We start from the raw sequence: 24,072 nt of genomic DNA, 5'->3' as shown, positions 1-24,072 counted from the left end.
ATGAATTCTATTTTATGTCATTCTTTGGTAGAATTGCCATGTTTTATGAATGATGGCAGATTTCTTCCATTGTTCTCAAAGAGGTCTTTAACAATGGCACGCAAGAGGAATGAAGGTTTCCGTGAGGAACCACAAGCGTTTGAGCACGATGCAGACACCTCGTCGGCGCCGTTTTCCTGGGCTGTGACTGCTACGATAGGTGATGGCGGCCGCTTGGTTATTCCGGCCGAGATGCGCAAGCTCATGAACGTGAAGCCGGGCGACACCGTCGCCCTGCGCATGGTCGACGGTTATCTTCAGGTTGCCTCCCAGAGCGCGACGCTGAAAAAGATCTGGGAGAGCGCCGAAAAGCTCAAAAGGCCGGGTGTCAGTCTGGTGGACGAATTCATTGCGGACAGACTGGCCGAACAACGCGCGTCTGATGCGCGGTTTGACCGGCTGGCGCGCGAAGCAGCGGAAATCGCCAAGGCACCGAAGAAATGACCACGGTGGTCCTTGATGCCTCGGCGGTGCTGGCGGTTCTTCTGCAGGAGCCGGGGGCAGACCGTGCGCAGGCCTGCCTTTCCGGCGCGCTCTGCACGACTGTCAACCTGGCCGAGATCATGGCCGCCTGCGCCGACAAGGGTCTTTCCCTTGCCGTTCCCGATGCACTGATGACCGGATACAGTGTCCGGTATGTTGATTTCGACAAGGATCTCGCACTGACCGCCGCCTTGCTGCGCCCCGCAACCCGCCACAAGGGTCTTTCTCTCGGCGACCGCGCCTGCCTTGCTCTTGCCATACGGGAAGGCGCCACTGCCATTACCACCGACCGCGCCTGGGCCGACCTTGATGTCGGCTGCCACATCGAAGTGATCCGATAGGAGAATACATGAGCATACTTCAGTCCCAGATCACCACCACATCCGAAACCTTTGCCGCCAATACGGAGCGCATGCGCGCCCTTGTCGATGACATCAAGGCCAAGGCTGCGCTGGTGAGCAAGGGCGGGACCGACGAAGCACGCAAGCGCCACACCGCGCGCAACAAGCTGCTGCCGCGGGACCGGCTGGTACAGTTGCTTGATCCCGGTTCGCCCTTTCTGGAAATCGGACAGTTTGCCGCCTGGGACTTGTATGGCGACAATATCGCATCGGCGGGGCTGATCGCCGGTATCGGGCGCGTGTCCGGCAAGGAGGTGATGATTGTCGTCAACGACGCCACGGTCAAGGGCGGCACCTATTATCCGCTGACCGTGAAGAAGCATCTGCGTGCGCAGGAAATCGCGCTGCAGAACAACCTCCCTTGCATCTATCTCGTCGATTCCGGCGGCGCGAACCTGCCGAACCAGGACGAGGTTTTCCCGGACCGCGAGCATTTCGGGCGCATCTTCTACAACCAGGCGAACATGTCAGCGGCGGGTATTCCGCAGATCGCGGTGGTCATGGGCTCCTGTACGGCGGGCGGCGCCTACGTGCCGGCCATGTCTGAAGAAACCATCATGGTCAAAGGCCAGGCGACCATCTTTCTTGCCGGCCCGCCGCTGGTGAAGGCTGCGACCGGCGAGGACGTGACGGCGGAGGACCTTGGCGGTGCCGAGGTGCACACGCGCGAGTCCGGCGTTGCCGATCACTATGCCATGGACGATGCCCATGCCCTTGCCATCGCCCGGCGCATCGTCGGAAACCTGAATCGAAAGAAGGTGATAGGGCTCGACCTTCGCAAAGTGAGTCCGCCTCTTTACGATCCGCATGAACTCTACGGCATCGTGCCTACGGACCTGCGCCAGCCCTATGATGTGCGCGAAGTCATCGCCCGCGTGGTCGACGGTTCCGAATTCGATGAGTTCAAGCAGAATTACGGCACCAGCCTCGTCACCGGCTTTGCCCATCTCTACGGCATGCCGGTCGGCATCATCGCCAACAATGGCGTGCTGTTTTCCGAAAGCGCGCTGAAGGGCACGCACTTCATCGAGCTGTGCACCCAGCGCGGCATTCCGCTCGTCTTCCTGCAGAACATCACCGGCTTCATGGTGGGCCGTTCCTATGAAGCGGGCGGCATCGCCAAGGACGGCGCCAAGCTGGTGACGGCGGTTGCCACGGCGCGCGTGCCCAAGGTGACGATGATCATCGGCGGATCGTTTGGCGCGGGCAATTACGGCATGTGCGGCCGCGCCTTCTCGCCGCGCTTCCTGTGGATGTGGCCCAATGCCCGCATTTCCGTCATGGGCGGCGAACAGGCGGCAACGGTGCTGGCGCTGGTCAAGCGCGAGGGAATCGAACGCAAGGGCGGTGATTGGCCCGCAGCCGAAGAGGCGGCCTTTCGTGCGCCGATCCTGGAAAAATACGAGCGCGAGGGCCACCCGCTCTACTCTTCGGCGCGCCTGTGGGACGACGGCATCATCGACCCGGCCAAAACCCGCGAGGTTCTCGCCCTTTCACTTTCCGCAGCCCTGAATGCACCCGTGGAGGATACCACATTCGGTATCTTCAGGATGTAAGGAGAAAAACCATGACAAAAATGTTCTCCAGAATCCTCATTGCCAATCGCGGTGAAATTGCCTGCCGGGTCATCCGCACAGCGCAGAAGATGGGTATCGGCACCGTTGCCGTCTATTCCGACGCCGATGCCGATGCGCTGCATGTGGCAATGGCCGACGAGGCCGTGCATATCGGCGGCTCCTCGGTCTCGGAAAGCTATCTGCGTGCCGACCGCATCATTCAGGCGGCCATCGATACGGGCGCCGAAGCCATTCATCCCGGCTACGGGTTCCTGTCGGAAAACCCCGGCTTTGTAGATGCCGTGGTCAAGGCCGGCCTCGTCTTCATCGGCCCCTCGGCCGATTCCATCCGCGCCATGGGCCTGAAGGACGCCGCCAAGCGGCTGATGGAAAAAGCGGGCGTGCCTGTCGTTCCCGGCTATCACGGTGAAGCACAGGAACTGGTCGTGCTTGCCTCCAAGGCGCGCGAGATCGGCTATCCCGTGCTGATCAAGGCGCGCGCCGGCGGTGGCGGCAAGGGCATGCGCAAGGTCGACAGCCCTGATGATTTCGCCGAAGCGCTGGGCAGCGCGCGGCGCGAAGCCAAGAGCGCCTTCGGCGATGACCGCGTGCTGGTGGAAAAATACGTCTCCAAACCGCGCCATATCGAAGTGCAGGTGTTCGGCGACAATCACGGCAATGCCGTGCATCTCTACGAGCGCGACTGTTCGCTGCAGCGCCGCCACCAGAAGGTGATCGAGGAAGCCCCTGCTCCCGACATCACGCCGGAGATGCGCGCGGCGATGACCGACGCCGCCGTGAAGGCGGCCAAAGCCATCAACTATTCCGGCGCGGGCACGATCGAATTCATCGTCGATGCCAGCCAGGGCCTACGACCGGACGGCTTCTGGTTCATGGAAATGAACACGCGGCTGCAGGTCGAGCATCCCGTGACCGAAATGATCACCGGGCTTGACCTGGTGGAATGGCAATTGCGCGTGGCGGCGGGCGAAGCCCTGCCGCTCACCCAGGCGCAAATCCCGCTGAATGGCCATGCCGTGGAAGCGCGGCTTTATGCGGAAGACCCGGCCAAGGGCTTTCTGCCAGCCATCGGCACGCTGCATCACCTCGCCTTTCCCGCTGCCGTCAGGGAAGGCACGGTGCGGATTGAGACCGGCGTGCGCCCTGGCGACACCATTTCCCCCTATTACGATCCGATGATTGCCAAGATCGTCGTTCACGCCAAAGATCGCGCGACCGCGCTGCAAGCGATGGAAGACGCCCTTCTGAACACGGAGATTGCGGGAACGGTAACCAATGCGGCATTTCTCGCCGCATTGGCGCGACATCCGGGTTTTGCCGCCGGTGATGTCGATACCGGCCTGATTGACCGGGATCTTCACAGTCTGGTCGTTCCCGTGGCCATGCCGGCGGGCGCAAAGGAGTTGGCCGTGCTCTATGCCAGCGGCCTGCTGACAAAGATCACCTCCGACGATCCCTGGACGGCACTGCGCGGCTACAGCCATCTGGCGCCGCCGCAATACCCGGTCACGCTGGGCGAGCCCGGCCATACGCTTCGCTATGGCATTACGGTTCTGGATGACGATCGTTTCGAGGTCGCCGCAGCCGACGCCACCCTTGACCTGCGGGTGCGGCGCGATGGCAGCGGCTGGCACATCACCGGCAAAGGCATCAACCTGCGGGCGAAGACCGCGGCAATACCGCAAGGCATTGCGGTCATCGCCAGGGGCGTGGTGGCAATTTTTGCCGTGCCTGATCCCCTGCAGCAGGCCGACGAGGCCGGAGGAGCGGGTGACCGGCTGACCGCGCCGATGCCGGGTCTGGTGAAATCCGTCCGGGTCTCTGCCGGCGATCTCGTCAGGAAGGGGCAGGTTCTCCTGGTGCTGGAGGCCATGAAGATGGAACATTCCATCACCGCTCCGCATGACGGAAAAATTGCCGAGATCGTCAACGAAGGGGCTCAAGTTAAGGAGAAGACCGCCCTTGTGCGCTTCGAAGAGGCGGAAGTCGCCGCGTTGACCAAGATTTGAAGCAGAAATGACAAACAGTCGTGCTAGTCGTATATCTGTGACGAGCACCACTTGCCTACTCAAGTCGTAAGAATTTCCCATTCACAGCAGAGGAGATCGACCCATGGCTACCAAATCATTGCAGACGATCAAACGCGCGCCCACCGCAACGCCCACCGATCTCGGCGCGGACGCGACCCGCGATATCGCAGCCGCCGTCAACGCGCTGCTCGCCGATACCTTCGCGCTCTACATGAAAACGAAAAACTTCCATTGGCATATGAGCGGGCCGCATTTTCGCGATTATCACCTGATGCTGGATGAACAGGGCGCCCAGATTTTTGACATGACCGACGTTCTGGCGGAGCGCGTGCGCAAGATCGGCGGCACAACATTGCGCTCCATCGGGCAGATTTCCGCCCAGCAGCGCCTGCTCGACAACGACGCCAATTTCGTGACGCCGGAGGACATGCTGGCCGAACTGCGCGATGACACGAAGAGCTTTATCGGCTATCTGCGGCAGGTGCATGAGCTTTGCAGCGAATACCATGACAGTGCCACCACGAGCATCATCGAGAATTACATCGATGAATCCGAGCGCCGCCACTGGTTCCTGTTCGAGGCAACCCGCACCGGTCCTGCCAGCGTCTGATGTGCTGACAACGGTTTCATCGACAGAACGGCATGAACAGCGCCTCTATCGGCAACGGGTGTTCATGCCGTTCAATGCTTTTAATCGTTTGCCTTGGTCATTTTCGCGCGTTTGTCGCGGTTCTGCGTATCGGCAATCAGGGCTTCCACGGCGGAAATGTTCAACGCCAGTGTGGCTATCCGTTTCAAGGTGTTATTGTCAGGAAAAGCATTGGTCTTTGCAGTCAAAATTATCAACTCTTTTTGAGCGTGGCTCAACCTTGATAATAATGCCCCAAGCTCGTCCTGCATAACTTCCCCGTCTTCTTTAAGAATCAAAAATTCCATAAACCGTTTACTTAGCTGATATCCCAGTGTTCGCAACCCCTAAGAGTTGCGAAAGTCTCACTAAAAAACCACATTAAATCGAATTAACTATCATAATTCTAATGATAGGTTTAATCATAGCCTCTCACAAAAATTCATAACACAAAGACAAAACAACATAGAAAATGAGCATTATTATCAAATCAATTCTAAATCGATAAAAATATATCTGATTTAAAACTTTATACTACACATCGTTTAGAAGAAAATATTTGCATTACTGTGACAATCTAAAGCATCTTGCTCCAGATTCTCCCGAATGTGCAGCCCCCTTGAAATCGGGCCGGTAACTCAGACCTGCCGGATCGCAGCGGCGCTCCCACGAGAACAATGGCCCCTTAGCATGATGCCATCTAACGGCTAGGTTGCAATCGCAACAATAATCTCGTCCTGATTGCGTCAATAATGTGGAATTGCCGAAGAAGAGTGTTCAGCGTCAAACCGGCAGCCATGTCAATGGCGGGGCTGGTTCCCGTGCCGCAGGAGTACCCGCAGCCGCTTCAGACGATAGCAGCAGGCGATCCCGGCTGCGTCCTGGCGCGTGATACCGGCATCGCGCAGCAAATGTTCACCCGGCTTGCGCGACAATACCGCGAGTTGGCGAGCCTCGCGATCAGCGATCTGCAAACCCTTCCAAAGATTTGAAAACAAGCAGAAAACAGACATGGAGATGATCTCGAATGGTGAATAATCACCATGCTTGCCGCAAGCATTGACATACATCAAACGAATAGAAATTATGCCTGTCATTCGAATTTTTAATTGCAGGGAACACCATGAACCCGCCGCTCGACAGCGATCTGCTCCGCACGTTCCTGGCCGTGGCAACGGCCGGCAATGTCACCCGCGCGGCGGAAAGGATCGGGCGCACGCAATCGGCCGTGAGCGTCCAGATCAAACGGCTTGAGGAGGTTCTGGGAGAAAGCGTTTTTGCCCGCGGCTCGCGCGGCGTTGCGCTGACCGCCCAGGGCGAAGCACTGCTCGTCAACGCGCAGCGCATCGTCGCGCTGCTCGATGAAACCATGGCGACGATCCGGGCCAAGCCGCTTGGCGGCCCCGTGCGGATCGGCCTTCCCGAAGAATATGGCTACACGATCCTGCCGCGCGCCCTCGCCGCCTTTGCCAGCCAGCATCCGCAAGTGGAGGTAACGGTCAAATGCGGATATTCGGCGCAGCAACTGGCCGCACTGGATGCGGACGAGCTTGATCTTGCCGTCATATTCAACTGGGAGCCGCCGGCAACCGGCGAGGTTCTGTTTATCGACCCGACCGTCTGGGTCACCTCGGAGGTGCATTGCGTGCATGAAATCACGCCCGTTCCCATCGCGATCTACGAGCGCTCGGACTGGTGCAGGAAATTCGCCATGGGATCGCTGGAGCGCAACAGGATCGATTATCGCGTGGCCTACAGCTGCGATACGGGCGGAGGCTTGAAAATAGCAGCGGTTTCCGGCCTTGCCATCGCCCCGCTCGCGCGCAGCAACATCCCGCCGGGCTGCCGCGAACTGACGGAAGCAGAGGGATTTCCGGTCATTGATTCATCGAATGTCGTGCTGCGGCGCAATCCGCGGATGATGAGCCCTGCGATTGACGGCATGGCCAAGGTGATCCGCGATGCGTTCCAGCCGATGGGCTGAGCCATTGTTGTCTCGTGCCGCTGTGGCTTGAGCGCTCATGCGTGGTTCGACAAGCTCACCATGAGGGAGAGTGAGGATTGCAGGGAGTTAGGTTCTGCAACGTTTGTGATTAACCTTGCACCAACCCACTTCCCTCATGGTGAGCTTGTCGAACCACGCACCAGGCATCTGCAGTTCAGTGTGTGGTCATCCATTCGCGGGCTTCGCGCATGGCCGTTGCCAGATCGGCCTTGGACATGGTTTTCACCAGTTCGGCGCGCAGTTCCGCAGCCCGGTCGCTGCCTTTGATGGCCGCAATGTTGAACCATTTATGCGCGGCGACATGATCAACGGCACAGTCACGGCCCGTGGCATACATGATGCCCATTTCAAAGAGGATGTCCGTTTCTGCGGTGCCGCCGACATGTCCGGCATCGATATTCTGAAGATCAAAGCGTGCCATTTTACCGAGTCCCTGTTTAAACCGATAAGCCCTGTTAGACTTCTGAGAACCGCCTGATTTGTTTGTTTTGGCGTGCTCTTTCGATGTTTTCGAGAATGCCACACAGCCCTCAAATTGCTGTTAAGGGGCATGATTAACTGGAGCCAAACAAAACAAAAACAACTGGTAAACTTCGGAATTCATTAAATATATCGCCCCAGCAATTGCAGGCATTTGGATCAAATTCGCTTAAAATGCCAATGTCCGATTTCAAGCCTTTGCTAACCAAGGCACAGCTTCTTTTTGCCGGGCTTGGAGCCATTCACACAGAAATCTCCTCTCCGTTCCGCAACGCCTGCCTGCAAAAAAGCCCGGCTGCGAGCACGCATAAGGCTTCCTTTCAGGGTTTTTTTGAATTACGTTTACGTAAGGGACATGCAAATGGACGCGGAGAGACCCCATTTGCCGCACAACCCTTATCGGGAGGAACATATGAATCGCAAACTCTTATTGGCATGCGCCGGCGTTGTATTGATGGCAGGTCCGGCACTGGCCGAGGAACCGATCGTCGGCACGTGGAAGCGGCCGACAGGTACGCTCATCCAGTACTCGTCCTGCGGCGCCGACAAGTATTGCGGCACGGTCTTGACCGGCGAATACAAGGGCAAATCCATCGGCGAGATGTCCGGCAAGGGCGGGTCCTACAAGGGACAGGTCAACAAGCTTGACGAGGGCAAGACTTATAATGGTAAGGCCAGCGTCAGTGGCAACACCCTGTCCCTGTCCGGTTGCGTGCTGGGCGGGCTCATCTGCAAGAGCGAAAGCCTGACACGCCAGTAATTTTCAGACGGCATGCCAAACCCCGTGAAAGCGTAGAGCTCTCGCGGGGTTTTTGTTTGCTTGCGCCAGATATGGCCGGCCCGTCCGGGTTGCGCCTTCTTGCGATGCGCTTACCGCTGCCCGTACCGTGCGCCGAAACCCCAAGGCGTGCACCGCTTGCCCTCTCCAGGTCTTTGAACGCGGCTTCGATATCCCGCTCCTTCGCTGCGCCCGCCGGTCTGATCGACAGCGACAGGGCCGGAACAACCGGCATGGACCCAACACGTGCAGCGCGGCGTGTAATATGACCTGACATGTCTCATCTGCGTCTCCGGCATCGTGAATCGCAAGGCGGTCCTTGCCGGAGCGGAAACTGATGCCGGATGTGGCGCTTTCCAAGGAAAATGTGTGACGCAAAAAAGTACGCCCCGGCAATGTTGACGTTGGCAAAATCAGAGTGTATTAAACCAAAAGGTTATTTAACCTATGAGTTAGGTAATATCCGTTCGGAATGGGAAGGAAGAGGAACCATGACCGCAGCGCTGGCCCGCAGGGACAATGATCGCGAACTGACAATCGTCCGAATCGTCGATGCGCCGGTGGCGCTCGTTTTCAAGGTCTGGTCACAGCCGGAGCATGTCGTGCGCTGGTGGGGGCCGAAGAATTTCACCTGCCCGAACTGCCAGATCGATTTCAGGGAGGGCGGTGCCTATCGCTCGTCCATCCGCTCTCCCGATGGCGAGGATGCCTGGATGGTCGGCCGTTACACGCGGATCGTCGAGCCGGAGCGGATCGTCTTCACCTTTGCCTGGGAGGATAGCGATGGCCTGCGCGGGCCGCAGACATTGGTAACCGTCACCATGAGCGCGCAGGGACAGCGCACGCGGCTCGTCTTCCATCAGGCACCGTTCGATTCCGCCGGCGACCGGGATTCGCATGAGAATGGCTGGACCGAATGCATGGAACGGCTGGAGGCCTATGTCGAGCCGCTGGGCCGCCTTCACTGAGGAGCGCATGCCCTCGCTTATGGACTGATTATCGCTTGAGCCAATATCAAGGAGGAAACGATGAACACCCATGCACACCCTGACGACCGCAAGGTTGTTTCCCGCGCCGAGTGGGACGAGGCCAGAAAAGCCTTTCTGCTGAAGGAAAAGGCCTTCACCAAACAGCGCGATGCCCTGAACCGTGAGCGCCGTGCGCTTCCGATGGTCCGGATCGACAAGGATTATGTTTTCGAGGGGCCGAAGGGCAAACTCGGCCTGTCCGATTTGTTCGAGGGGCGCCGCCAGTTGATCGTCTATCATTTCATGCTGGGACCGGGCGAAGGCGAAGGCTGCCCCGGATGCTCCTTCCTTGCCGACAGTATCGGCAATCTGGCACATCTGCACGCCCGCGACACCACGCTGGTCGCCGTCTCGCGCGCACCTGTCGCCGAAATCGAAGCTTACAGAAGACGCATGGGCTGGACCTTCCCGTGGATGTCGTCGCATGACAGCGATTTCAACTATGATTTTCACGTGACATTGGACGAGGCCGTCATGCCGCCCGTCTACAATTACACCACGGCCGAGGAATATGAGCGCAAGGGCATGCCCTGGTTCATGCGGGGCGAACAGCCGGGAACCAGTGTCTTCCTGCGCGACGGCGATACGGTCTACCACACCTATTCAAGCTATGGACGCGGCGGCGACCTGCAGCTGGGCACCTACAACTATCTCGACCTGACGCCGCTCGGCCGGCAGGAGGGCTGGGACGGCACGCCCGATCTTGGCGGTCTCGGCAAGAACTGGGTCAAGCGCCATGACGAATATGCCGGCACCGCCAAATCCGCCGACGATAGCTGCTGTCACTGATTTCGATCATTCCCCGCGGAGATATCCGATGAAAAAAACCTATCATGGCAGCTGTCATTGCCAGGCCGTCCGTTTCGAATGCACGATCGATCTCGATGCCGGTACGAGCAAATGTAATTGCTCGTTCTGTGCCAAGCTGCGGTTCTGGAAAGCCTTTACCAGCGGTGATGCGGTACAGATCCTCGCAGGCGCTGACAATCTCACGCAATACCAGTTCGGCAGCAAGACGATCACGCATTCCTTCTGCAGGACCTGCGGCGTCAAGCCGTTCGGACAGGGCAATCTGGAGGTGATGGGCGGGCCCTTCTATGCCGTCAACCTGTCCGTTCTCGATGACCTTTCACTGGAAGAACTGCTGGCGGCCCCTGTGCAATATCAGGATGGCTTGCACGACAACTGGGCAGAGGCGCCGCCGGAGGCGCGGCACCTGTAGAGGGCTGATCCTGCTCCCGACGATGGCTCGCCTGTCAGCGCGCCCGTTGGCCGAACAGGATTTTCTGCGCGTCCTTGTCGTCGGCAAGATTGCGGCGCGCTTCCTTGCCCAGATCCCTGCCCCGCTGAACGGCAGGGCGGGCGCTTATGGCTTCAAACCAGCGCTTGAGATTGGGAAAATCATTGAGATCCTGCCCCTGATTGGCGTGGGAGACAATCCAGCCGAACGACGCCATATCGGCGATGGAATAGTCATCGGCAAGATAGTCCCGGCCTTCCAGACGCCGGTTCATCACACCATAAAGACGGTTGACCTCGTTGGTGTAGCGGTTGATGCCGTATTCGATCTTTTCCGGTGCATATTGCCGGAAATGATGCGCCTGCCCGGCCATGGGCCCGAGGCCACCCACCTGCCAGAACAGCCACTCCTCCACGGCGACGCGCTTGCGCTCGCCCTGCGGATAGAACTTGCCGAACTTGCGGCCGAGATATTGCAGGATGGCACCGGATTCGAACACGGAGATCGGTTCGCCGCCCGGCCCTTCCGGATCAATGATCGCGGGCATGCGGTTGTTGGGCGCGATCCTGAGGAATGACGGTTCGAATTGTTCGCCCTTGCCGATATTGACCAATTTGAGATCGTATGGAACCCCAAGCTCTTCCAGCATGATGGAAATTTTCCAGCCGTTGGGTGTCGGCCAGTAGTAAAGTTCAATCGGCTTGGTCTGCGTCGTCATATCGATCTCCTGGGAGCTTACTCTATCCGGTCAAACATAAGTGCCCGATGCCCGATCGCAATAGCCGGCGACCGATTTCCGGCCGGCTTTGGCGGGCAGCCTGAACCGAATTGAAATTTCAGGCTTTTTGCCATCTCCCAACTGACATCCGATTTCACTATATTAGGAGCATGAACAATCGAATCGGAACAAAGAAACCCGTCGCCATCAGCATGCCGCCCCATGTTGAACCCGAAGAATTCACCGACGCGAAAGCCGCCGTGCAGGCGCTGATCGCCTTGTACGAGCGGAACACGCAGTTTCTGCGCGATGGCTTCGACAAGGTCGCCAAGGGCAAAGTGGAAAACAACACGCATTTCCGAGCCTTCTATCCGGAAGTGCGTCTGTCCACATCAAGCTATGCGCAGATCGACTCCCGCCTCGCCTTCGGCCATGTGTCGGCGCCCGGCCAGTATTCGGCCAACATCACCCGGCCCGATCTTTTCGAAAGCTACCTGGAAGAACAGATCAGGCTGCTGATCCGCAATCATGGCGGCCCGGTCACGGTGCAGGAATCAACGACACCGATCCCCATCCACTTTGCCTTCCTTGAAGGCACCTATGTGGAATCCTCGGTTGCCGATGCGTTCCAGCGCCCGCTGCGCGATCTCTTCGATGTTCCCGATCTCAACGCCACGGATGACCGGATCGTCAATGGCGAATATGAGACCGACGATATTGACGGGATCATGCCGCTGTCGCCATTCACGGCGCAACGCGTGGATTATTCCCTGCACCGCCTGTCGCACTATACCGCGACCCGTCCCGTGCATTTCCAGAACTATGTTCTCTTCACCAACTATCAGTTCTACATCGATGAGTTCTGCGCGCTGGCGCGGCGGCTGATGGCCGAGGGTGGCGGCGGCTACGAGCGGTTCATCGAACCGGGTAACCTGATCACCGAAGCCGGTGACGACGCGCCGACTTCGGGCGTGCCGATTGGACGGCTGCCGCAGATGCCCGCCTATCATCTGGCGAAGAAAGACAATGCCGGCATCACCATGGTCAATATCGGCGTCGGCCCCTCCAACGCCAAGACCATCACGGACCACATCGCGGTTCTGCGCCCGCATGCGTGGCTGATGCTCGGCCACTGCGCTGGACTGCGCAACACGCAGGCGCTCGGCGACTATGTGCTGGCCCATGCCTATGTGCGCGAGGATCACGTGCTTGATGACGACCTGCCGGTCTGGGTGCCGATCCCGGCGCTGGCCGAAGTGCAGGTGGCGCTCGAACAGGCGGTCGCCGAAGTCACGGGACTTGAGGGCTATGACCTGAAGCGCATCATGCGCACGGGCACGGTTGCCACCATCGACAACCGCAACTGGGAACTGCGCGACCAGCGCGGACCGGTGAAGCGCCTGTCGCAATCGCGCGCCATTGCGCTCGACATGGAGTCGGCGACCATTGCTGCCAACGGCTTCCGCTTCCGCGTGCCCTATGGAACGCTGCTGTGCGTCTCCGACAAGCCGCTGCATGGCGAATTGAAGCTGCCGGGCATGGCAACGGAGTTCTACAAGCGTCAGGTCGCCCAGCATCTGCAGATCGGCATCCGAGCGCTGGAGAAACTGGCGGAAATGCCGCCGGAAAAACTGCACTCGCGCAAGTTGCGCAGCTTCTTCGAAATGGCCTTCCAGTAGAATTAAGGGCTTTATATCGGCAAACTGGCGCCCAAAGTCAGCAAATCCTGCTTGGAAACAAGGACAAATTGCCGTATTCTTCTGGAGTGGAGATGGGCTTTCGCCCACCTCCTTTTTCTAGATAGTGAATTGAACCCGGAGGATCAGTGACCAGCTGCTCCGGGTTTTTTTCATCTCCAGTGTGATGCTCAGCGGCAGATACCACATCGCGTCACCTCCAGTTTTGAGAGCAAGGCCATTGCCATGGTCGGGAGGCCCATCCTCCCGATGCACCGGCTGGCTCGATGCATACTGCTTCGCTCTCAAATGCCTGAGTGATGGACACCTTTGCAAATCCCGCGAAAACAGCAACGAATGCAGAGTTGAATGTTGAAGACGGTCTGCATTTCGAGGTTGCGGCGATGGCTCATCGCTGAATGAGCGGAGAACGCGATCTGACATTCCGCATCTTGATTGCGTCGCAATTGACCGTTTAATGCGTGACCATGACAACAACGACAAAATCATCCTGGGTGAAGCTCGCGGCCGTGCTTGTACCGGTCCTGCTGTCGGTACCGCTGGTGCTCGGATTTTTCGGTTCCGTGCATCCGGCTTTCGATGCATTCGCGCACTTCCGCATGCACCTCGCCGCGCTCATGATCCTCACGGCACTGCCAGCCCTTTTCATGGGGTTGTGGCGGGAAAGCCTGATGACCATCATTCTGGCGGTCATGGCCCTGTCGACCGTGCTGGCCCCAGCTCCCGCGCCCGCATCAGCCGGAACGCCGCTAGCCGCCACGCCATCCGGCCAACCGCAATATACGCTGCTGCAGTTGAACCTCCGCTTTGACAATGCCGACCAGACGGAGGTTATCCGACTGATTGCGCAGCAGAGCCCCGACGTCATCACCCTGCAGGAGGTTTCGGACAGCTGGCGGGCGAAGCTCGCGGCGATTGAAGCGCGGTATCCCTACAATCTCTACTGCCCCAGCAGCAAACGCATCGGCGGCGTGGCGATCCTCTCCCGCCGCCCCTTTGCGCTGGGCACGACGCCGCAATGCATCGGCAACGCTCTTGCCGGCCTCGCCCGGATTGATTTCGGCGGCCGCACCGCACTGGTTGCCGCCCTGCACCTGGACTGGCCTTGGCCGTTTGCGCAACCTGACAATGTTGAGGAAATGCGTGCCTATTTCGAACGGCTGCAGGGGCCGATGATTGTCGCCGGTGACTTCAATGCCGCGCCATGGAGCCAAACCGTTCGCCAGATCGCGGCGGCAAGCAAAACCATGCCGGTGGATGGATTGCGCCCGAGCTGGCTGATCAACGGCACGCTGGCAAAAGCGGCCAGATGGATCGGCCTGCCGCTTGATCATATTCTCGTCTCAAGCCGCATATCGGGCGCAAGCGTCGAAACGCTCGGGCCCGTCGGCTCGGATCACCTGCCGCTGCTCCTGCGGTTTGCAATCGATGCGGCAGCCGATGATGGTCCGGATCTGCAGACCGTGATGCTGACGCAGTGATTATTCGAATACCGGCCTCAGGAAACTGCGCTCGTAGCTGACGATGCTGCGATTGTGTTTTTCCATTTCAAACACCGCCTGGCATTCGGGGTCTTTTGCCATGCGCTGCCGGTATGTTTCATAGTCAGCAAGACTGGGAAAGCTGAACATCGCATAGGCGATGTTGCTTGCCCCTTCGCTCGGCAGGAAATAGCCGTGATGGTTTCCGCCCAGCCGATTGACGAGCGCGATCCAGCGGCGACCATAGTCCTCGAATTCGGCAAGCTTGTAGGGATCGATGACATATTTGAGATAGCAGGTGATCACGGGCAAACTCCGGTACAGGTCGGTTGATCGACAAAAGACGCGAGCTTTCACCCGGGCCTCAATCGGAAAAAAGCCCGGATCAACCGGGCTTTTCATCACATGCTGGTATAGACCGGCCCCTCGCCGCCCTGCGGCGGCACCCAGTTGATGTTCTGGTTCGGATCCTTGATATCGCAGGTCTTGCAGTGAACGCAGTTCTGGGCATTGATCACGAATTTCGGTCCGGTGCTTTCCTCGACCCATTCATAAACGCCCGCCGGGCAATAGCGTGTCGATGGCCCCGCAAAGACATCGTGTTCCGACGATTTCTGCAGTGCCGGATCCTTGACGATGAGGTGGACCGGTTCGTTTTCCTCGTGGTTGGTGTTCGACAGGAACACCGAGGACAGGCGGTCGAAGGTCAAGACGCCATCGGGCTTGGGATAGGCGATCGGCTTGTGCTTGGCCGCCGGTTCCAGCGACGCCGCGTCGGACTTGCCATGCTTCCACGTGCCGAAGGGCGACCAGCCGCCGAAAATCGTGTTCAGCCACATATCGATGCCGCCAAGCACCACGCCGCCGACGGTGCCCAGTTTCGACCACATCGGCTTGACGTTGCGCACCCGCTTCAGGTCCTTGCCGATCTCGCTGGTGCGCCAGGCGTTTTCGTAGGAGATGAGTTCGTCATTGGCGCGTCCCGCAGCCAGTGCCGCCGCCGCATGTTCCGCCGCCAGCATGCCCGAGAGCATGGCATTGTGCGATCCCTTGATGCGCGGCACGTTGACGAAGCCCGCCGAACACCCGATCAGCACGCCGCCGGGGAAGGACAGTTTCGGCACCGACTGCCAGCCGCCTTCGGTAATGGCGCGCGCACCATAGCCAAGGCGCTTGCCGCCCTCGAACGTGCCGCGAATGGCCGGATGCGTCTTGAAGCGCTGGAATTCCTCGAACGGCGACAGATAGGGGTTCTTGTAGTTGAGGTGCATGACGAAGCCGACGGCCACCGTATTGTCCTCGAGGTGATAGAGGAACGAACCGCCGCCCGTCTTCAGGTCGAGCGGCCAGCCGAAGGAATGTTGCACCAGGCCCAGCTTGTGCTTGGCCGGATCGATCTGCCAGAGCTCTTTCAGGCCGATACCGAATTTGGCCGGTTCCTTGCCTTCATCAAGCTTGAACTTGCCGATGAGTTGTTTGGCGAGCGAGCCGCGCGCGCCTTCGGCAATGAGTGTATATTTGCCGAGCAGCGCCATGCCGCGCGTATAGGCCGGACCGTGCGAACCGTCCTTTTCGATGCCCATGTCGCCGGTAGCCACACCGATGACCGCACCGCTATCGTCATAGAGAACTTCGGAACCGGCAAATCCAGGATAAATCTCGACGCCCAGCTCTTCCGCCTTGGTGCCGAGCCAGCGGCAGACATTCCCCAGCGAAACAATGAAATTGCCGTGATTGTTCATCAGCGGCGGCATGGCGAAATTCGGCAGGCGGACGGAGCCTGCCGGCCCCAGAACCAGAAAGTGATCCGCTGTCACCGGTGTCTTGAAGGGGTGTCCCTCCTCGTCCCGCCAGCCGGGCAAGAGCTTGTCGACACCGATGGGATCGACCACCGCGCCGGAAAGAATATGGGCACCGACCTCGCCGCCCTTTTCCAGCACGACGACCGACAGTTCAGGATTGATCTGCTTGAGCCTGATCGCCGCTGACAGGCCCGATGGGCCGCCGCCGACAATCACGACATCAAACTCCATGCTCTCCCGCTCTGGAAGTTCGTTTGTCTCGCTCATGAAGTCCTCCTGAATGCTATGCCCCGCAAACACTTCGCCTGTGTTTTTCCCATTTGTAACGCAACAATAGCCGTATGACAGAGGCTAGCATCCATTCAAGATGCGGCCAATTGCCCTCATCCTACGACCATTTCCACAATTTATAATTTACCTTAACGTAAACGTCAATAATTTGGCCCTGTGTGTCGCGGAATTTCCAAAGCGCGGGAACAGGATGACGGCTGTGACATCAAGGGCGTTTGCCGGTGTTTCTCGGGCGAAGTTGCAGGGCCATTGTGTGTGGTTCGACACGCTCACCATGAGGGAGAGTGAGAGTTGCAGGGAGCCACAATCTGCGACATCGCAGATGCGCCCTGCAATCAAACCACCTTCCTCATGGTGAGCGTGTCGAACCACGCACCGCGCACCATGCCATCCGCTGGCAGGTCAACCCAGTTGCGCCTTTGCGCATTTCGTTCATACTCGTCTCCATTGACATGTCTCGCATAAAAAACTGCTGGTGGATCGGGGATAACCAACAAGCGGGGACGGGATGAGATCACTCTGGATGATCTGGACAATGGGCAGTGTTCTGGCTGTCACCATGATTTTTACCCATTCTGCAGCGCAGGAGCAGAAGAAATGGACCGTTGGGCCCTATAGTTTTTCCGATGAAATGGGCGGGTTCAGTATCCGCTCGGTCAGCGGGACCGGCACAACCGAAGATCCGATCGTCATCACCGAAGAGCTGAATGATATCGTTCCGGTCACGCTCGTCATTCGCAACTCCAGCGTGGGAAAGCCAGGATTCGTGCCCCAGGGTTTTGGCCTGCTGTTCCATCTGCAGATCCGGGCCATTAATGGCAGCGGCCGCCCGTGGCAGGAGTTTTTCTTCGAATTGCAGTCATTGCTCGGGGAACCGAGCGACTATAGTGACGGGCTGTCCTTCTGCCAGCCCTGCGATGTGACCGGGATGATCCATTCCAATCTGTTTGCCGCCTACGACGACGATTTCGAGCCCTATGACCGCATGCTGTTTCATGATGGCAAGGTAGATCCAAAGGCAAATGTGAGCATGGATTTCCCGATCGGCGATTTTACGCCCAAGCGCATCTTTTATCTGGTGCAGGAGCCGCGCATTCCCTCCACCTGACCTTGCAATCACGCGCGCAATTTGCGACTTGAAGGAGAGACCCGCTCCAATCCGGGTTCAAGGATCAGCCATTGCCCGACCTGCGTGAACTCTTGCACTTTTATGCCGAAGCCGGTGCCGACACACCGCTTGAGGACGCGCCGGTCGACCGCTTTACCGCAGTGGAGCCCGCACGCAAGCCTGTTCAGCCGCCCGCAGCAACGCGCCAGGCAGTACCGCAGGCCGAGCGGCCGCGACCGGAGCCGCAACCGGTGGCAGCGCCGGCATTGAACAAGACCTCCGTCCCCGACGACACCAAGATTGCGCTGGCGCGGCAGCTCGCCTCGAGCGCCACCACGCTTGAACAGTTGCGCGAGCAGCTTGCATCCTTCGATGGCTGCAATCTGAAATTCACTGCCAAGAACCTGGTCTTTGCCGACGGCAATCCGCACGCCCCCATCATGTTCGTCGGCGAGGCACCGGGACGCGAAGAGGATCTGGAAGGTGTGCCGTTCATCGGCCGTTCCGGGCAGTTGCTCGACCGGATGCTCAGCGCCATCGGCCTTGACCGCACCGGCGTCTACATCGCCAACACCATTCCCTGGCGCCCGCCGGGCAACCGCACACCGACGCCGCTGGAAACCGAGATCTGCCGCCCCTTCTTTGAACGGCAGATCGAACTTGCCGGCCCCAAACTGCTGGTTGCCCTTGGTGGCCCTGCTGCCAAGGCGTTGACGCATGCGCCGGAAGGCATTTTGCGGCTGCGCGGCAACTGGAAAACCCACCGCACGGCGGCGGGGATCGACATCCCGGTCATGCCGACGCTGCATCCGGCCTATCTCCTGCGCAATTCAGCCCAGAAGCGCTTTGCCTGGCGTGATTTCATTGCCGCCAAAATACAGTTGCGCGCCCTCACGCAATAATTCATATGCCATGGCGCAAAACTGGAATGACAGTGTCGTAATTTCCGGCTCTGAAGCCCGGTGAAACCTGTACTTTCCGGTGCAGAAACGCAGGGTCCCCATATGTTTCGCCAGCTCTTGCCGATTGCGGCACTGTTGACCAGCACCTTCCTGATGCTGACCGCCGGCGGTTTGGCAGGCATTCTGCTGCCGTTGCGCGCGGGAATAGAAGGCTGGTCGCCGACCACGGTCGGCTGGCTTGGCACGGGCTATGCCCTCGCCTTCACCGGTGGCTGCATTGTCGTTCCGCGTCTGGTGCGCCGCGTCGGCCATGTCCGCGTCTTTGCCGTTCTCCTGACCCTGCTCAGCATGTCGATGCTGCTGCACGGGCTCATCATCGACCCGTGGGCCTGGACCCTGTTCCGGGCGCTTGCCGGTTTCTCGCTGGCCGGCAGCTACATGGTGATTGAAAGCTGGCTGAACGAGCGCGTGACCAACGCCACGCGCGGCATGGTGTTTTCAATCTACATGATCGTATCGATGATCGGCCTGCTGGTCGGGCAATACATCCTGCCGTTCGGCAATCCGGCGACACAGGCGCTGTTCATGATCGGTGCACTGATCTATGCCGCAGCCCTCGTGCCAACCGGGCTTTCCAATGCCCAGTCGCCGCGCCCGCTGACCGAGGTTTCGCTCGACCTGCCCGGCCTCTACCGCAAATCGCCCGCTGCGATGATCGGCTCGCTGATTGCCGGTATCATAGCGGGCGCGTGGAATTTCCTCTCGGCGATCTATGGCCGCGAAATCGGCCTTTCCACCTTCGACATCGCCACGATGATTGCCAGCGCCATGATCGGCGGCGCCATCTTCCAGTACCCCATCGGGCGCATCTCCGACTTTGTCGACCGGCGCTATGTGATGGTGGTGGCCGGTATTGTCGGCGTCCTGTTGTCCGTGACGATGATCATCGTGCAGCCTGTTACCCCCTGGGTCATCTATTCCCTGATGTTCGCCTTCGGCACGGTGCTGTTTCCGATCTATTCGCTCAACGTCGCCCATGCCAATGATTTTGCCGAGCCGAGCGAATTCGTCAAAGTCTCGAGCGGGCTGCTGATCGTCTACGGCATCGGCAGCATGATCGGCCCGCAGATTGCCGGGCGGCTGATGGATGTCACTGGCCCCGCCGGGTTCTTCATGACCATGGCGGGCTGCTATGCGGCCTACGGTTCCTACGCCTTCTGGCGCAGCCTGCGCCGGGCCCGGCAGGTGCCGTCGGAACGGCCGGACTTCGTCTACCGCGCGCCGGACAGGCCGCAGACGCCGGAAACGCTGCAGCTCAATCCGGCTATCAGCGCGGCCAAGGACGACTAGGGTCAGCCCTGTGGCGTCGAGGCCTTGCGCGCCCGTGCCCGGGCAAGCCCGAGCTGGCGCTCGCGATAGATGATGAAGATGCCGGCGCTGATGACGATGACCGCACCCGTCATCATTTCGCTGGACGGAATATCGCCGAACAGCATGTAGCCGATGACCAGGCCGAGCAGCATCGACGTATATTCAAACGGTGCGATGGTCGACATGTCAGCGTGCCGGTAGCTCTCGGTCAGAAGGATTTGCGCCACGCCGCCGGCAATACCGGCCATGACCAGGAAAGTCGCCTGCATCGGCGTGGGCCAGACCCAGCCGAAAGGCAGGCTGACCAGCGCGATGACGCTCGAGGCAATCGAGAAGTAGACGACGATGGTCGGGGTGCGCTCGGTCTGGACCAGCCGCCGCACCAGCAGCATGGCGATGGCCGCAAGCCCCGCCCCGCAAAGGGTGGCCAGCGCGCCGATTGCCTCTTCACCACCAAATTCGCTTTGACCGGTGAAGAAGGTCATGCGCGGCCAGAGAATGATCAGCACGCCGATGAGCCCGACAAACACAGCGCTCCAACGGTAAAGCCGCACGGTCTCGCGCAGGAACACCGCGCTGCACAACACGGTCAGCAGGGGCGTGGCATAGCTGAGGGCAATCGCTTCCGGCAAAGGCAGCTTGGTAAGGCCGTAGAAACTGGCGCTCATGGCGCTGACGCCGACAAAACCGCGCCAGAAGTGGCTGAAGGGTTCGTTGGTCTTGAATGCGACATTCAGCTGGCCCTGCCACGCGATGAACACGATAACCGGAAAGATGGCGAAGAAGGAGCGGAAGAACACCAGCTGTCCTGCGGGGATGCCATCCGACGCTTTCAGCAGGCTGGACATGCAGACGAAGACGCAGACCGAAGCGACCTTGAGGCCAATTCCGAGCATGACATTGGTGCTGCGCACCTTATCCGTGAGGGGCGGTCCACCGTCTTTCTGGTGAACGATAGTTGTCACGACTGGTATTCCTTGAGGGAGCGAACGGAGAGAAACAGAATTGATATATCTGTATAGGTTACTTTGACGAATCCTTCCAGATACCAATGCGATCACGTTGCATGTTCCAAGCACATACGGAAGTGAACAAAAGCAACGGCATACGCGGAAAAAACCGGCTGCTTTGTTGTATGCCGGGGCAAACACGGCTACGGTCCGGCACCACAAAAAGGACAGTTTCCCAATGCGTACCGATACCGGCCAGATCTTTCATCTTGAAGATTACAAGCCAACCGATTTTCTTATTCCTGAAACCCACCTTGAATTCTCGCTCCATCCCGAGCGCACCATCGTCAAGTCGATACTGCATATCGAACGCCGGCCGGGCGTTGCCGCCGATGCACCGCTTGTCCTTGACGGCGACGAACTCACACTCATCGACATCAGCATCGACGGCGTCGCATTGGGCGACAATGCCTATGTCGCCACGCCCGATCGCCTTGAAATCAGCGCCCTGCCCGACAGCGGCACGTTCAAGCTGCAGATCACCACGGAAGTCAATCCGACCACCAACCGCCAGTTGACCGGCCTCTACCGGTCCAGCGGCGTCTACTGCACCCAGTGCGAAGCGGAAGGTTTTCGCCGCATCACCTATTTCTACGACCGCCCTGACCTTCTGTCTGTCTATACGGTCCGCGTCGAAGCCGATGCCGTGGAAGCGCCGCTGCTTCTGGCCAACGGCAATCCGGGCGAAAAGGGTGTCCTGGCCGATGGCCGGCATTTTGCCGTCTGGCACGATCCCCATCCCAAGCCTGCCTACCTCTTTGCGCTCGTGGCGGGCGATCTCGGGGTCATCACCGACAGTTTCACCACCGCGTCCGGCCGCCCCGTCGATCTCGGCATCTATGTCGAGCACGGCAAGGAGCCCCGCGCGCTCTATGCCATGGATGCGCTGAAGCGTTCGATGAAATGGGACGAGGATGTTTTCGGCCGCGAATATGATCTCGACGTCTTCAACGTCGTTGCCGTCTCCGATTTCAACATGGGCGCGATGGAGAACAAGGGGCTCAACGTCTTCAACGACAAATATGTGCTTGCCGACCACGAGACCGCGACCGACATCGACTATGCCGGCATCGAGGCGGTGATCGCCCACGAATATTTCCACAACTGGACGGGCAACCGCATCACCTGCCGCGACTGGTTCCAGCTGTGCCTGAAGGAAGGCCTGACGGTTTTCCGCGATCACGAGTTTTCCGCCGACATGCGCTCGCGCGCCGTCAAGCGCATCGCCGAGGTCAAGGGTCTCAAAGCCCACCAGTTCCCGGAAGATGCCGGCCCCCTCGCCCATCCCGTGCGCCCGCGCCAGTTCCGCGAGATCAACAATTTCTACACGGCAACCGTCTATGAAAAGGGCTCGGAAGTCGTGCGCATGATCCGCACCATTCTCGGCGCCGACCTGTTCCGCAAGGGGATGGATCTGTATTTCGAGCGTCATGACGGCGATGCGGCGACAATCGAGGACTTCATCAAGGTGTTTGAGGAGGCGTCCGGCGAGGATTTGAGCCAGTTTGCCCTCTGGTACGACCAGGCCGGTACGCCCAACCTCGCCATCACCTATGATTACGATCAGGCGACGCAGACCTTCGAAATCGAGATCGAACAATCGCTGAAGGCCACCCCCGGACAATCGTCGAAAAAGCCCATGCACATTCCCGTGCAGTTTGCCCTGCTGGGCGCCAAGGGGCGTGAGCTGAGGCCGAAATCCGTCAAGGGCGGAACGGTCAAGGGCGATGTCATCCACCTGTTCAAGCGCAAGGAACGGCTGAGCTTTTCCGGCATCACCGAACGGCCGGTGCCCTCCCTCTTGCGCGGTTTCTCCGCTCCGGTCACCATGACCAGCGAACTCACCCGCTCCGATCTGACGTTCCTTGCCCGTCACGACGGCGATGCCGTCAACCGCTGGCAGGCACTGACGCAGCTGCTGACGGCGAAACTGACCAGCAATGCCAAGCGCGTGCGCGGCGGCAAATCCGCCACCATTGAAAGCTCGTCGATCAAGCTTCTCGGAGAAATCGCCTTCAACAGCAATCTGGACGAAGCCTTCCGGGCGCTGTGCCTCGGCCTGCCGTCGGAAAGCGATATCGCCCGGGAACTCGGCAGCAATATCGACCCCGATGCGATTCTGGGCAGCCGCGAGGCGTTCATTCTTGCCGTTGCCGAAGCGCATGTCGCCAAATTCGATCAGCTGTATGACGATCTCGACCACAGCGGCCCGTTCAAGCCCGATGCGACAGGCGCCGGACGGCGCGCCTTGCGCAATGTGCTGCTCGATTATCTCAGCGCTGCCGACGGCAGCCCGAAACGCGCGGCGGCCCAGTTCAGCCATGCGGACAACATGACGGACCGCGTCGCGGCACTGGCGGTGCTCGTGCAGCGGTTCGGCGACAGCAGCCAGACGAAGAATGCGCTCAAGGCGTTCGAAGACCGCTTCGGCAATGATGCCCTCGTCATGGACAAATGGTTCATCGTCCAGGCGACCCAGCCGGGCGAAGGCGCTCTGGCCAGGGTGCGCTATCTGATGACTCACAAGCTTTTCTCGCTCGACAACCCCAACCGGACACGCGGCCTGATCGGCGCCTTCTCCAGCGGCAACCAGACCGGGTTCAACCGTGCCGATGGCGAGGGTTACAGGTTCTTCGCCGAGACCATCCTGACCGTCGACAAGAAGAACCCGCAGCTTGCGGCGCGGCTCCTGACAGCCATGCGTTCCTGGCGCTCGTTCGAGGCGGTGCGGCGCGAGCATGCGCGCGAGGCCCTGGCCTCCATCGCCGTGGTCAAGGACCTCTCCGCCGACGTCAGCGACATCGTTCAAAGGACGCTTGCCTGAGCCTGCTTCGCACCGGTTTTGCCTGAAGATTCGGCTGTCTCTTCCCCGTTTTGATGCCCCGGCCGGTTATCCACCGGCCGGGGCATCGTTTTACCCCTCGCCGGCCTTTTCCGGACGTGGAGTCTTTTCAAAGGCTTAGTCGAATCGGCTGCAAAACTGATTCATGGCTGCCACAATGA

At 59.3% G+C, this 24,072-nt stretch carries 23 protein-coding genes; 16 read left to right on the top strand and 7 right to left on the bottom strand.

The genetic code is table 11. The features are described 5' to 3' along the window. The first annotated feature begins 93 nt into the window (after nucleotides 1-93). The 5 genes from ACP7B1_RS16340 to ACP7B1_RS16320 all read left to right on the top strand — a co-directional run bounded on the left by ACP7B1_RS16340 (nucleotide 94) and on the right by ACP7B1_RS16320 (nucleotide 5,140). On the top strand, nucleotides 94-483 hold the full coding sequence (locus ACP7B1_RS16340; RefSeq protein WP_346304936.1) for an AbrB/MazE/SpoVT family DNA-binding domain-containing protein: 390 nt from the start codon (nucleotides 94-96) through the stop codon (nucleotides 481-483). Then, entirely contained in the window at nucleotides 480-863 is a 384-nt protein-coding gene (locus ACP7B1_RS16335; protein ID WP_346304937.1) for a type II toxin-antitoxin system VapC family toxin, read from the top strand. Before ACP7B1_RS16340 ends, ACP7B1_RS16335 begins: the two co-directional genes overlap by 4 nt. Before the next feature lie 8 nt (nucleotides 864-871). Next, the gene (locus ACP7B1_RS16330) at nucleotides 872-2,479 is read left to right on the top strand and encodes a carboxyl transferase domain-containing protein (protein WP_346304938.1); all 1,608 of its coding nucleotides are present in this window, start codon (nucleotides 872-874) and stop codon (nucleotides 2,477-2,479) included. A gap of 20 nt (nucleotides 2,480-2,499) precedes the next feature. Beyond that, a complete protein-coding gene (locus tag ACP7B1_RS16325) occupies nucleotides 2,500-4,509 on the top strand; it encodes an acetyl/propionyl/methylcrotonyl-CoA carboxylase subunit alpha (protein WP_346304942.1) in 2,010 nt (669 codons plus the stop codon). Nucleotides 4,510-4,612: 103 nt separating this feature from the next. Beyond that, on the top strand, nucleotides 4,613-5,140 hold the full coding sequence (locus tag ACP7B1_RS16320; RefSeq protein WP_346304939.1) for a Dps family protein: 528 nt from the start codon (nucleotides 4,613-4,615) through the stop codon (nucleotides 5,138-5,140). 80 nt (nucleotides 5,141-5,220) lie between these two features. On the opposite strand, the gene ACP7B1_RS16315 is transcribed toward ACP7B1_RS16320, so the two are convergent. Continuing rightward, the gene (locus ACP7B1_RS16315) at nucleotides 5,221-5,466 is read right to left on the bottom strand and encodes a hypothetical protein (protein ID WP_223611347.1); all 246 of its coding nucleotides are present in this window, start codon (nucleotides 5,464-5,466) and stop codon (nucleotides 5,221-5,223) included. A gap of 492 nt (nucleotides 5,467-5,958) precedes the next feature. Next, on the bottom strand, nucleotides 5,959-6,255 hold the full coding sequence (locus tag ACP7B1_RS16310) for a hypothetical protein (RefSeq protein ID WP_346304940.1): 297 nt from the start codon (nucleotides 6,253-6,255) through the stop codon (nucleotides 5,959-5,961). A gap of 26 nt (nucleotides 6,256-6,281) precedes the next feature. On the opposite strand from ACP7B1_RS16310, the gene ACP7B1_RS16305 reads away from it, so the two are divergent. Next, entirely contained in the window at nucleotides 6,282-7,142 is an 861-nt protein-coding gene (locus ACP7B1_RS16305) for a LysR family transcriptional regulator (protein ID WP_346304941.1), read from the top strand. A 175-nt stretch (nucleotides 7,143-7,317) separates the two neighbouring features. Here the strand turns inward: ACP7B1_RS16305 and ACP7B1_RS16300 are convergent, their stop codons facing one another. Then, nucleotides 7,318-7,584: a sel1 repeat family protein gene (locus ACP7B1_RS16300; RefSeq protein WP_223611350.1), complete on the bottom strand. Its 267-nt coding sequence runs from the start codon at nucleotides 7,582-7,584 to the stop codon at nucleotides 7,318-7,320. Between the two features lie 471 nt (nucleotides 7,585-8,055). Here ACP7B1_RS16300 and ACP7B1_RS16295 point away from each other — a divergent pair, with 471 nt between their 5' ends. The 4 genes from ACP7B1_RS16295 (at nucleotide 8,056) to ACP7B1_RS16280 (ending at nucleotide 10,671) form a co-directional block, all read left to right on the top strand. Next, nucleotides 8,056-8,403, top strand: a complete 348-nt coding sequence (locus ACP7B1_RS16295; protein ID WP_223611351.1) for a DUF2147 domain-containing protein — start codon at nucleotides 8,056-8,058, stop codon at nucleotides 8,401-8,403. A gap of 509 nt (nucleotides 8,404-8,912) precedes the next feature. Further along, entirely contained in the window at nucleotides 8,913-9,389 is a 477-nt protein-coding gene (locus tag ACP7B1_RS16290) for an SRPBCC family protein (protein ID WP_346305336.1), read from the top strand. Between the two features lie 60 nt (nucleotides 9,390-9,449). After that, a complete protein-coding gene (locus ACP7B1_RS16285) occupies nucleotides 9,450-10,238 on the top strand; it encodes a DUF899 domain-containing protein (protein ID WP_346305337.1) in 789 nt (262 codons plus the stop codon). A gap of 28 nt (nucleotides 10,239-10,266) precedes the next feature. Next, complete coding sequence (locus ACP7B1_RS16280; RefSeq protein WP_346305338.1) at nucleotides 10,267-10,671, top strand: GFA family protein; 405 nt, start codon at nucleotides 10,267-10,269, stop codon at nucleotides 10,669-10,671. Between the two features lie 34 nt (nucleotides 10,672-10,705). Here the strand turns inward: ACP7B1_RS16280 and ACP7B1_RS16275 are convergent, their stop codons facing one another. Then, nucleotides 10,706-11,407: a glutathione S-transferase N-terminal domain-containing protein gene (locus ACP7B1_RS16275; RefSeq protein ID WP_346305339.1), complete on the bottom strand. Its 702-nt coding sequence runs from the start codon at nucleotides 11,405-11,407 to the stop codon at nucleotides 10,706-10,708. A 170-nt stretch (nucleotides 11,408-11,577) separates the two neighbouring features. Between ACP7B1_RS16275 and ACP7B1_RS16270 the strand changes: the two genes are divergently transcribed. Together ACP7B1_RS16270 and ACP7B1_RS16265 are read left to right on the top strand one after the other, a co-directional pair. Beyond that, the gene (locus ACP7B1_RS16270) at nucleotides 11,578-13,086 is read left to right on the top strand and encodes an AMP nucleosidase (RefSeq protein ID WP_346305340.1); all 1,509 of its coding nucleotides are present in this window, start codon (nucleotides 11,578-11,580) and stop codon (nucleotides 13,084-13,086) included. A gap of 485 nt (nucleotides 13,087-13,571) precedes the next feature. After that, nucleotides 13,572-14,585 carry an endonuclease/exonuclease/phosphatase family protein gene (locus ACP7B1_RS16265; protein ID WP_346305341.1) on the top strand — a complete coding sequence of 338 codons (1,014 nt, stop codon included), beginning with the start codon at nucleotides 13,572-13,574 and terminating at the stop codon, nucleotides 14,583-14,585. Here ACP7B1_RS16265 and ACP7B1_RS16260 read toward each other — a convergent pair whose 3' ends face one another. Together ACP7B1_RS16260 and ACP7B1_RS16255 are read right to left on the bottom strand one after the other, a co-directional pair. Then, entirely contained in the window at nucleotides 14,586-14,891 is a 306-nt protein-coding gene (locus ACP7B1_RS16260) for an NIPSNAP family protein (protein ID WP_346305342.1), read from the bottom strand. A gap of 95 nt (nucleotides 14,892-14,986) precedes the next feature. Then, nucleotides 14,987-16,654 carry an electron transfer flavoprotein-ubiquinone oxidoreductase gene (locus ACP7B1_RS16255; RefSeq protein ID WP_346305343.1) on the bottom strand — a complete coding sequence of 556 codons (1,668 nt, stop codon included), beginning with the start codon at nucleotides 16,652-16,654 and terminating at the stop codon, nucleotides 14,987-14,989. Nucleotides 16,655-17,186: 532 nt separating this feature from the next. Between ACP7B1_RS16255 and ACP7B1_RS16250 the strand changes: the two genes are divergently transcribed. The 3 genes from ACP7B1_RS16250 to ACP7B1_RS16240 all read left to right on the top strand — a co-directional run bounded on the left by ACP7B1_RS16250 (nucleotide 17,187) and on the right by ACP7B1_RS16240 (nucleotide 20,038). After that, on the top strand, nucleotides 17,187-17,786 hold the full coding sequence (locus ACP7B1_RS16250; RefSeq protein WP_346305344.1) for a hypothetical protein: 600 nt from the start codon (nucleotides 17,187-17,189) through the stop codon (nucleotides 17,784-17,786). A gap of 71 nt (nucleotides 17,787-17,857) precedes the next feature. Next, on the top strand, nucleotides 17,858-18,688 hold the full coding sequence (locus ACP7B1_RS16245) for a uracil-DNA glycosylase (RefSeq protein ID WP_346305345.1): 831 nt from the start codon (nucleotides 17,858-17,860) through the stop codon (nucleotides 18,686-18,688). 102 nt (nucleotides 18,689-18,790) lie between these two features. After that, the gene (locus ACP7B1_RS16240) at nucleotides 18,791-20,038 is read left to right on the top strand and encodes an MFS transporter (protein WP_346305346.1); all 1,248 of its coding nucleotides are present in this window, start codon (nucleotides 18,791-18,793) and stop codon (nucleotides 20,036-20,038) included. A gap of 2 nt (nucleotides 20,039-20,040) precedes the next feature. Here ACP7B1_RS16240 and ACP7B1_RS16235 read toward each other — a convergent pair whose 3' ends face one another. Beyond that, nucleotides 20,041-20,955 carry a DMT family transporter gene (locus ACP7B1_RS16235; protein ID WP_346305347.1) on the bottom strand — a complete coding sequence of 305 codons (915 nt, stop codon included), beginning with the start codon at nucleotides 20,953-20,955 and terminating at the stop codon, nucleotides 20,041-20,043. A 292-nt stretch (nucleotides 20,956-21,247) separates the two neighbouring features. Between ACP7B1_RS16235 and pepN the strand changes: the two genes are divergently transcribed. Then, on the top strand, nucleotides 21,248-23,893 hold the full coding sequence (gene pepN / locus ACP7B1_RS16230) for an aminopeptidase N (RefSeq protein WP_426137115.1): 2,646 nt from the start codon (nucleotides 21,248-21,250) through the stop codon (nucleotides 23,891-23,893). Nucleotides 23,894-24,072: the final 179 nt, after the last annotated feature.

Origin of the sequence: Phyllobacterium sp. SL163, from assembly GCF_049896885.1 — a bacterium.
Classification (GTDB): Bacteria; Pseudomonadota; Alphaproteobacteria; order Rhizobiales; family Rhizobiaceae; genus Phyllobacterium; species Phyllobacterium calauticae.
Note: the sequence above shows the minus strand (reverse complement) of the source record. Positions and strands in the feature narration are given on the sequence as shown.